The 9,685-nt window shown below is 40.7% G+C and carries 8 protein-coding genes; 4 read left to right on the top strand and 4 right to left on the bottom strand.

What is annotated here, in order from left to right; genetic code table 11:
- Window positions 1–321: 321 nt before the first annotated feature.
- Genes ACFQ4A_RS18940 through ACFQ4A_RS18925 form a run of 4 tightly spaced genes read left to right on the top strand, consistent with a single transcriptional unit; the run spans window position 322 to window position 5,006 of the window.
- Window positions 322–1,371 carry an extracellular solute-binding protein gene (locus ACFQ4A_RS18940; protein ID WP_382402956.1) on the top strand — a complete coding sequence of 350 codons (1,050 nt, stop codon included), beginning with the start codon at window positions 322–324 and terminating at the stop codon, window positions 1,369–1,371.
- Between the two features lie 15 nt (window positions 1,372–1,386).
- On the top strand, window positions 1,387–2,508 hold the full coding sequence (locus ACFQ4A_RS18935) for an ABC transporter ATP-binding protein (protein WP_382402955.1): 1,122 nt from the start codon (window positions 1,387–1,389) through the stop codon (window positions 2,506–2,508).
- Complete coding sequence (locus ACFQ4A_RS18930; protein ID WP_382402954.1) at window positions 2,505–4,205, top strand: ABC transporter permease; 1,701 nt, start codon at window positions 2,505–2,507, stop codon at window positions 4,203–4,205. The genes ACFQ4A_RS18935 and ACFQ4A_RS18930 overlap by 4 nt, the downstream gene beginning before the upstream one ends.
- Before the next feature lie 24 nt (window positions 4,206–4,229).
- Entirely contained in the window at window positions 4,230–5,006 is a 777-nt protein-coding gene (locus tag ACFQ4A_RS18925) for an HAD-IIA family hydrolase (protein ID WP_382402953.1), read from the top strand.
- 2 nt (window positions 5,007–5,008) lie between these two features.
- On the opposite strand, the gene ACFQ4A_RS18920 is transcribed toward ACFQ4A_RS18925, so the two are convergent.
- From ACFQ4A_RS18920 to ACFQ4A_RS18905, 4 genes are all read right to left on the bottom strand, one after another.
- Window positions 5,009–5,575, bottom strand: a complete 567-nt coding sequence (locus ACFQ4A_RS18920) for a glycerol-3-phosphate responsive antiterminator (protein ID WP_382402952.1) — start codon at window positions 5,573–5,575, stop codon at window positions 5,009–5,011.
- A gap of 212 nt (window positions 5,576–5,787) precedes the next feature.
- Window positions 5,788–6,636, bottom strand: a complete 849-nt coding sequence (locus ACFQ4A_RS18915) for a glycerophosphodiester phosphodiesterase (protein WP_382402951.1) — start codon at window positions 6,634–6,636, stop codon at window positions 5,788–5,790.
- 443 nt (window positions 6,637–7,079) lie between these two features.
- Window positions 7,080–8,765 (bottom strand): aryl-sulfate sulfotransferase, encoded by a 1,686-nt coding sequence (locus ACFQ4A_RS18910; RefSeq protein ID WP_382402950.1) that lies wholly within the window; start codon window positions 8,763–8,765, stop codon window positions 7,080–7,082.
- Window positions 8,766–8,879: 114 nt separating this feature from the next.
- Window positions 8,880–9,578, bottom strand: a complete 699-nt coding sequence (locus ACFQ4A_RS18905) for a C39 family peptidase (RefSeq protein ID WP_382402949.1) — start codon at window positions 9,576–9,578, stop codon at window positions 8,880–8,882.
- Between the last annotated feature and the right edge of the window lie 107 nt (window positions 9,579–9,685).

Here is a 9,685-nt window from a genome sequence, read left to right as displayed (position 1 = left end):
TCGTTGGGACGAGTATGTCATTCACCTGTGAAGAATGTCGTTTCTTTATGACTATTGTCGCAATTTAACGCAGGAAACACCTTTAAAATTCTGAAAAGAAAACTGGAAATTTAAAGCGTGGGTCCTGAAATTTCCCACATCTTCTTTACAAATGTGAAAGCGTTTGCTAATATTAAATGTACATAATTGAATACTCTCAGAGATTAAGGAGAAGAGAACATAAATTAAACCCCTAAGTTTACAACATTAGGGTTCGTATATTTATGGGTCTTTTCTCCTTTTTAGAGTCAATTCAATTAATATTAAAAAGGGGTGTGAGAAATGAAAAAGCGATCATTGTTTCTTGCAATCGCATTCATTGTGAGCATTTTTTTACTTAACGCATGTGCAGGTGATGACTCATCATCAGGGGATGGGGAAAGCGGAAGCGATGGCGATGTGGGTTCAATAACTCTATATTCACCAGAAACGCCGGATCTGTCTAAAGACCTTGCCCGAAAATTCGAGGAAGTCCACGGTGGAGAAGTTAACGTTCATTATGCTGGTACGAACGTATTGGTCAACCAAATGATGGCAGAAAAGGACAACCCTGAAGCAGATGTCTGGTATGGCGGTGGTGGGATTCTTCCATTTGAATCTGCGGTTGATAAAGATATCATCACCTCATATATACCTGAGAGTGCTGAAGATTGGGAAGTGGTTGAAGACGGCATTAAAATGAAACATCAGGATGGTTATTATGTTGGGACAGAAATGTTTGTCCTAGGGTTTTCTTATAACACCGATTTAGTCTCAGAGCAAGAAGCACCCAAGACCTGGGACGATTTATTAGATCCAAAATGGGAAGGAAAAATACAATTCCCTAATCCTGCAGCATCCGGTACAGCTACGTTAATGGTTTTAAGTTATATGATGCAGAACGGAGAAGAAGAAGGCTGGGACTACTTCCAAAAATTAGCCGATCAGTCCAACTCGATTCCTGATTCGGGTTCAGGACCTACCAAAGGGGCTGCACTAGGTGAGGCTCACGTGGCAGTTGGATTTGACTTCATGACCTATGAACATAAAAACAATGGTGAATCAGTCGATTTTGTCGTTCCGGAACAAACACCAATTCTTGTTAACCCTGCTACACTTGTGAAGGATGGGCCAAATCCGGAAGGCGGCAAGAAATTCATGGACTTTATGCTAAGCGAAGATGCCCAGCAAATTTTAGCAGATTGGTACCACATTCCTATTAATTCGGAAGTAGATTCACAAACACCTTTATCCGTCGATAATTTGAAAGAAAATGCTGTAGATCTGGATATTGATTGGGTGAATGAAAACTACGACCGTATTCGAGATGAATGGAAATCTAAAATTGAGTAAAAGGAAGATGATAAAATGGGAGCAGTTGTAGTAGAACAACTAGTAAAAGATTTTTCAGGCGTTACTGTTCTTCATAATATTAATTTGGATATTGAAGAGGGCGAGTTTTTCGCCCTCTTGGGTCCATCTGGCTGTGGAAAAACAACAACAATGAGATGTATTGCCGGTTTTGAAGACCCTACAGATGGAACAATTAAAATAGGTGAGGAAGCAATGAATGATATTGCACCTAATAAGCGAAACTGCGGGATGGTTTTTCAAAGCTATGCGCTATTCCCGCATATGAATGTATTTGACAATGTCGCCTATAGTTTGAATGTCAGACGTCTTAAAAATAGTAATCCATTAAAAAAAATTGGCGTTTATACTAGGATGCTTAACAGCAAAATTGGCAGGTATCCTAAAGATATAAAAAACAAAGTAAATGATATTTTAGAATATGTTGAATTACAAGATCATGCGCAAAAATTGACAAGTGAACTATCAGGGGGCCAACAGCAAAGAGTTGCTCTTGCAAGAGCCTTGGTAATGGAACCCGAAGTTTTATTAATGGATGAACCATTATCCAACCTAGACCAAAAACTCAGACATTCTATGAGAAATACAATAAGACAAATCCAACAGGACCTTAAAATCACGACAATTTTTGTTACACACGATCAGGAAGAAGCTATGAGTATGGCGGACCGTGTAGCCGTTATGAAAGATGGCGAAATCCTACAAATTGGAACACCTACCGATCTATACAGTAATCCACAATCTCCATTCATTGCCGATTTTGTAGGTAAATCTAATATTTTAGATGGTAAATTAATCAAACGGGAAAATGATGGTTCAGTGATACAAATCGGTGAACAGAAGGTTAAATCAGTGGATTCCCCTGAAAAAGATGAGGTTCATGTGGTTATCAGACCGGAAAGTATCAATATATTAGATGAGGAGTCTAAGGATTACGATAACTATTTTGAAGGTGTAATACAATTCGCAACATATTTGGGGTCGACAGTCAGATATGATATTCAAGTTGGCAAGTACGAATTAATAGCTGATACCGTATATGAATCTGGTGATAATATCCTGCAGCATGGAACAAAAGTGAAGTTAGGTGTCTCGCCTGAGAGGGTGTTACTAATATGAATTGGCTCAAAAGAAATTTGACAGGATTGGGTATTATTAAGCTCTTTATTTATGCATTTTTCACCCTATTCCTTATAATACCACTAATATCAGTCTTTCTGGTTAGTTTCACAAATGAGCCTATTAATTTTTTTGGTTCACTTATTAGCATAGACACTTTGCAGAGCACAATTGAAAAATTTAAGAATTCAACACTGGATAATTTCACATCGGTACTTTCCAATAAAACTTATTTTGCTGCATTAAAAAACAGTTTATGGCTCTCGGTACTTGTGTCTGTGATCGTATTGATTGTTTGTATCCCCATAGCTTATGGCATTGCACGAACCAAAATGCCATTTAAAAGAACGATTAGCGCTCTTTGTACAATACCATTGGTAGTTCCCACATTTATCTCGGGTTACGCGTTTATTATCATGTTTGGCCGTTCAGGATGGGTTACGTACATCTACCAGGCCTTGGGCGGTGAAGGATTTTTAATTGATCCATACTCTATGACGGGAATAGCTTTAGTACAGATATTTTTCTTTTTCCCTTACGCTCTTTGGCCAATGGTTGCAGCATTTAAGGTTAGTGATATCTCTTTGGAAGAAGCATCAAGAAACATGGGTGCAAAAAGCTGGTTGACTTTTTCCACTGTCACATTTCCTTTGGTGATTCCCGGCATGTTATCAACTTCTCTGGTTATTTTTGCAGTAAGCTTTTCAGATTTTGGAACACCAATCATTTTAGCACCAAGTGATTTGAATTTAATAGTCGTTGAAGCTTATCGGGAGATTTCAGGATTCTTTAACTGGGGCGGAGCAGCTATACTCACAGTCATCATGATTGCTGTAGCTGGCGTTATATACTGGTTACAAAATTTCTTCCTAAAAGGAAAAAATTACGATTCCGTTTCAGGGAAACCTAAACAAGTTAAATTAAATGGTAATAAATTGCTAACCATTCCTTTGTCTGCTTTTTCAATTTTCGTGGTTTTGGTGCCTGTATTAAGCATGCTAACAGTGTTTTTGCAATCGATTGCTACAACATGGGGAAAGGATCCTTTGCCGTCAGGATACACGCTTGACCACTACAAGGAGATATTCACCGGCTCTTTGGGAAATATCCAAAATAGTATTGTATTAGCTCTTGGAGCGCTGGTATTAAGCGTGATAGTGGCTACATTCGTATCCTATTTTGTTGTAAGACAAAATTCTACTGGCCTGGATTTTATGACAACAGTGCCTCTGATTGTCCCGGGCATTGCATTTGGTATTGCGTTAATTCAAACGTTCAATACAGCGCCGCTTAACTTAACAGGTACAGCTTTTATTCTTATTGTTGCTTATTCTGTCCGCAGGATGCCTTACATGGTTAGATCAACAATAGGTACCATGAAATCGATTAAAGTTGATATCGAAGAAGCTGCTATTAATCTTGGAGCATCAAACTTGACTGCTGCAGTAACTGTAGTCGGCCCATTAATGCTGCCGGGTATTGCTGCTGGTTCAATACTAGTGTTTGTAACTGTTATTAAGGAAACAAGTATATCAATATTAATGGCTCCTGCTGAGTGGGCTCCAATGAGTCTTGCTATTTTCCAAAACGTATTAAGAGCAGAATATTATTCTGCTGCAGCAATGTCCATTATCTTGGTAGCAATAGTTGTACTATTTCAGGCAATTGCTAACAGATTAACCAATAAAGAATCATAGTGCAGGTTCCAAGGAGGATACGTAGTGAAAAAGGGGTTTATTTTTGACTTGGATGGAACAGTCTACCTGGACAACAAATTAATTGATGGATCAGCTGACGCCATAAAAACATTAAAGGAACGTGGCGATAAAGTCATCTTTCTCACAAATAAATCGATAGAAAGTATTAGCAATTACGTCACAAAGCTAAGCGAGCTTGGGATTGAAACAAGCTATAATGAAGTGGTTAATTCAAATTTGCTCACAGCCAGATATCTAAAATCCCAACTAAAAAAAGACGAAAAAGTAATGGTGATTGGTGAGCAGCCCCTTATTGATGAATTGATTAACCAGCAAATTGTTATTACAGATGACCATAATGAAGCGGCGTTTGTTGTTTTGGGCTGGGATCGTGATTTTACGTACAATAAACTTAATTCTGCTTTTCAGGCATGGCGCAAAGGGGCAAAAGTAGTAGCGACCAATCCGGATAGGACTTGCCCGGTTTACGGTGGGCAAGTACCGGACTGCGGTGCAATGATAGGTGCAATAGAGGGTGCAACGGGTGAAAAAATTGAACCAGTAATCGGAAAACCTTCTAAATTCGCTGCTCATTTTATCGTCACGGAACTGTTTAAATTACCACCTGAAAACTGCTTTATGGTAGGGGATCGATTGGAAACCGATATTAAAATGGGTAATGAGTACGGTTTACAATCCGTACTTGTATTAACAGGTGTCACTGATGAAAATTTATTGAAAAAATCGATATATAAGCCCAAAGTTATTCTAGAAAGTGTCAAGGATATTGTGAATCTTTAATCTCATAATCTATAATTCCATAATCCGGGATTTCCTGCAGAAATAGCTAGTGCACCAGCTTTTAATCCAGCGAGTATCTGCTGTTTATTATTCACTAATCCACCTGCTATGATTGGCAGGTGGGTTAATTTTGTCAATTCGTCTATTATATTAGGCATCAATCCCGGCAACACTTCTATAGCATGCGGTTTACAAGAATGTGCAATATCGATACCTCTCTTCACGGCGTTTCGGTCAATCAGAAAAATCCTCTGTATGGTCAAAAGCCCCATTTCTTTAGCGTGTTTAATCAAGTTGCTCTTTGTGGTAATAATACCTTGGGGCTGCCATTGTTCAGCAATATATTTTATAGCACTTGGCGTGTTGGAAAGGCCATCAATAAAATCAATATGAACAAAGGTTATTTTACCAGCTTCCTGTAAACGATTTATATATGATTTCGTACTGGTTAGGTCACCTGTTAATAGAAAAGTAACGTTAGTATTTGAATTGATGGCTTTATCAATATCGTCTGCTTGTTTGACAGATGATATAACCTGGGAATTAATGATATCAACTATATTTTCCATAGTATACCTCCGACATTTTAAATCAATTGTAGCATATTTAATACTTTTTCTAAAATACCATTGACGTTGTATCGCATTTGTGCTGAAACCCTGTCCAAACCATTAATAAACTAAATAAAAAGGGTGAAGACATAATCTCCACCCTTTTGAGGCAAGGGACCGGGCTTCCAACCCGCTATGATTTTTAAAATAAAGTCGTTCAATATCTTGTTTTAACGGAAATCCATTAGTTCTGGATAATCTGTAATAATTCCATCAACACCGTAGTCCATTAACAGATCAACCCACTCTTCATCAACGATTGTATATGGCCATGTTTTTAGGGCTCTATGATGAATCCTGTCTACTGTATCTTGGTCCAATAAGCTTTTATTCGGGTTGACATAGTCTGCATATTTAGCATATTGTTCAAGATGTTCATCCGTAATTTCACCATTATCAGCTTGTCCATGACCTACTAGAACTCCGACTGGCATAGAAGGTATTATGTTATGGAATCTCTTTACGGAGTCATGATTGAAGGATTGAACTATGATTTTATTATTATTTGGTTTATCCAGGTTACGTTCGATTAAAGCATCCGCAAGTTTCTCCTCAATCCCAGGATAAAGTTCTGGACTTTTAAGCTCAACCAGAATACCAATTTTCCCTCTGTAACGGTCTAGAATCTCTTCTACAGTTGGGATTTTTTCACCCGCAAACGATGAATCAAACCAGCTACCAGCATCAAGGTTTTGTAACTCTTCCAACGTAAAATCTCCTACACTTCCGGTTCCATCTGTTGTACGATCCACAGTTGTGTCATGGATGCTCACCAGCTCGCCATCTTCAGTCATCTGAACATCTATTTCAATATAATCTGCCTTCTGTTCAAATGCCAAATCATAAGCAGCAATTGTATTTTCGGGAGCATGACCAGACGATCCTCGATGTGCAATGTTTGTGACAGTATTTTCATAGTTATTATCTTGGGCTGCAAGTGCTGCTCCTGTTGGAAATAAAAAGGATAGACTTAAAGCGGCAATTGATAAAATGGTCATTCGTTTTAACAGTTTTTTCATAACTTATGAACCTCCTGTATTAATTTGTCTTCAGATAGACTTGTTTCGCCCCCCTCCTTCCGTGTCAACTTTCCGAAGAGTTTATTAGAAATGCTTAGCGAATGGTGTAGTGCCAAGCATATTCTACTTTTGACGGAAGGAAGAACACATGATAAATAAAAAAGAAACCCATATCAAATCCTATGACCACTTCTTAGAGCAGCCAAATCTTTCAATGGGTTTCTCCAAATACTCTTCCCAAATAGATTGTTATTTAAATTCATCTAATAGTAGCAAAATTTCGGCAGTCAGTCAATACGATTTGTTTGAGTAACAGCAAATTCATACAAAAGAATGAGTGATGTAACAGTCGAAATGTCATGGCCTGGTGCTTTTTACCTGTTGTTGGGTAAATGAAGGGGGCAGAGAGTCTTACCCTCTGCCCCATGACCGCTGCCTTCTTGCTATTCATTTAACGAAAAGTCATTTTCCCACGTATTCGTATACAGCGCGTATCTGACACTCCGGTAGACCCAGGCCCCTTTTGGAAAGTCAGTGATTTCTGCTTCAAAGACAACCTCCGCATCGTCGTGATGGGTCACTTCGACAATGTTGCTTTGATTGCCGCCATCCACATGGCCGAAATCAATTAAAATGTTGCCGGTGTCTTGCTGGTACCGGGCACTGCCGATGATGTTAGTGAAATAGTCCTCACCGCGTTCTTCCCCATATGTCCAAATGATTTCCGCTTCTTTAGTTTTTTCATTGATTCGGTAGTGAGTAGCGGCACTGAACTCTTTGGACAAATCCTCATCACCGCGCGTGACAACCGTATTGTTATCATACAGCAGCAAATCAAGTGTGTCCGGGTTATTATCGAAATCAGGGAGGATATTGGCATCGTGCTGACCGCCCGGGTATTTGAAATCGTCTCCCTGGCCATCGATAAGATGTTCCTGCATGTCCTCATCCCAGTCTTCCGGATAAGCGAGCATCCATTTAATTTCTTCGGTTTCATAATCAATCTTCATCACCGTGTCACTGTTTCGGCCGGAAATGATAAGACTGTTATCATGCTCATCATATACCACAGAGTTTTGGTGGAACCAGTCCTTCAACCCTTCATCATTTTCTTCATAGTCCTCATAAGCTTCCTTAGGGAAAAGGTCTTTCAAATCGATTTGTTTCACAACATCACCGGTTTCCCGATCAATCTCAATCATGATGTCTTCGATATAGTCGCCTTCACCATCATTAACGGTCAGGACCAAATTGCCGGATGGCAGTTCAGCGATATCATGGTGAACCAGGGTTGATTCCATTCCTTCTGATTCTGCTTCGGCAGCCTCTTCGCTGATTTTGAAGGCATTATACAGTTTGCCCGTAAAATCTGTTTCAAACATGCGGTTATAGGCACTGCCGCCGTTATCATCCTTGCCCAGATATAATAGGTGCCCATTGTCTAATTCCTGCAGAACGTGGCTGTTATAGCCCGAGCCATACCAGCGGATGTCACCATTAATATCAAACCCGTAGACAAATTTCGTACTCGGAATGGCAAAGGTCAGTTCATTTTCATGAATTTCCATCTTGCCTTTATCCGCTGTTTTAATGTCAATTTCCGGTATATAATCTGGCAATTCATCCGTCGTAATGGTTATTGTGTTTTCCAGCGTTTCCCCGGATTCTGTTTCCGCTTCAATTTCGATTGTATTGTCAAAATCGGGATACAGCCCCAATACAGGGAGTTCGTGATGCGTTTTAAAGTCGTCCATCGTTTTCGAGATATCCGATTCGTTATCTTTACCCTTGACCGTGAACGAGACTTTGGTCGCTTCCTCCGTATCAAAAATAACAAGTGCCGCGAGCGGGCTTCGGTCATACGGATCAAGCGTCACATACGGCTCGTCCAGTGTACTGCCGTCACTTTCGGTTAAAATGTCGGCTTCCAGCTCTTCTTGTTCATCCAAAAGGTTTTGCGTTTTTTGCGGCGGGTATTTATATTCCGGTTCTTCTTTCGCTTCCTCTGCCGCTTGATTGTTGTCTTCGGCCTGATTATCGGCTTCCTGGCTTGCGCCGTCATCAATTAAGAAAAATATGGCTATTAGTGCAACGATCACAACAACTGCGGCGGTTATGATTTTTTTCATATCTTTCGACTCCTTCTTTTATTTAACACTATTATTCTACCATATTGGAACATAAACGGGAATGGGGAGTTTTTTCCTCAGTGCACCATCTCAGTCTCTCTCTTGCCAACCGTATCAATTCCCAATATTTAGCATCACAGCACGCCCGCCCATTGACTGCCAGTTTCGCTCAAAAAGTTTCCGGTCATAGTATTCTGCTTTACCGGTGTGCGGGTCATGCGCAATCACCTGATCACCGGTAACGCCCGTCAGCACAACCGCATGTTCGTTCTCATACCAATCAATCACGTCACCGGCCTCATCTGTCCAGGACAGCCCGTAATACGTTTCCTGCTGTTCAAGCGTCGTCCACGCCAAAACCGGCTTTCCTGAGCGGACGATGTCGAGCAGGGCATCAAACGGCTCCCCTGTCAAATCAATCCCTTTGCCGGGCATGTACATCTCAATCGCTTCCAGAATCGGCCCCTCAAACACACCATAACTGCCGTCATCCGAGTCGGTGTACGGATCGCCGACAAACGTTTTGTTCGGATTGGCGCCTTTCCATTCACCGCCAGCCTGATGCACCTTATCCCCCTTCGACAGGGCATCTGCCACTGTATATTTGCTCACTTCCTCGCCTAACCCCCAGCTTAACAGCATCGCGAGTGAGGTGGCTTCACAGCCGGTTGGAAGTTGTGGGTATTGGTAGTAGGCAGGGACCCCTTTTATTCTCACTTGCGACGTCGGTGCATTCGCTCGTTGATGACCCAGCAGCCAAAAAAGCCCTGCCAGCCCTGTAAAACCGATTAATCGTTTGATCGTCACTATCATCATCCTCTCCCGAAAGTGCTCCCACCGTTACTATATCATAAAACGAAGCGTCATTCCGGGCGAAATTAGTGCTAGTCGGAAGCATTGGTTCTATCAGGCCGGCAGTC

This window comes from Lentibacillus salinarum, assembly GCF_042679865.1.
GTDB classification, from domain to species: Bacteria; Bacillota; Bacilli; order Bacillales; family Amphibacillaceae; genus Lentibacillus; species Lentibacillus salinarum.
This window is presented reverse-complemented; position numbering and strand designations above follow the sequence as displayed.

Bases quoted from the DNA above. Each gene is read 5' to 3' on its own strand.
- ACFQ4A_RS18940 (WP_382402956.1), top strand. From the start codon at position 322: ATGAAAAAGCGATCATTGTTTCTTGCAATCGCATTCATTGTGAGCATT.
- ACFQ4A_RS18935 (WP_382402955.1), top strand. From the start codon at position 1,387: ATGGGAGCAGTTGTAGTAGAACAACTAGTAAAAGATTTTTCAGGCGTT.
- ACFQ4A_RS18930 (WP_382402954.1), top strand. From the start codon at position 2,505: ATGAATTGGCTCAAAAGAAATTTGACAGGATTGGGTATTATTAAGCTC.
- ACFQ4A_RS18920 (WP_382402952.1), bottom strand. From the start codon at position 5,575: ATGGAAAATATAGTTGATATCATTAATTCCCAGGTTATATCATCTGTC.
- ACFQ4A_RS18915 (WP_382402951.1), bottom strand. From the start codon at position 6,636: ATGAAAAAACTGTTAAAACGAATGACCATTTTATCAATTGCCGCTTTA.
- ACFQ4A_RS18910 (WP_382402950.1), bottom strand. From the start codon at position 8,765: ATGAAAAAAATCATAACCGCCGCAGTTGTTGTGATCGTTGCACTAATA.
- ACFQ4A_RS18905 (WP_382402949.1), bottom strand. From the start codon at position 9,578: ATGATAGTGACGATCAAACGATTAATCGGTTTTACAGGGCTGGCAGGG.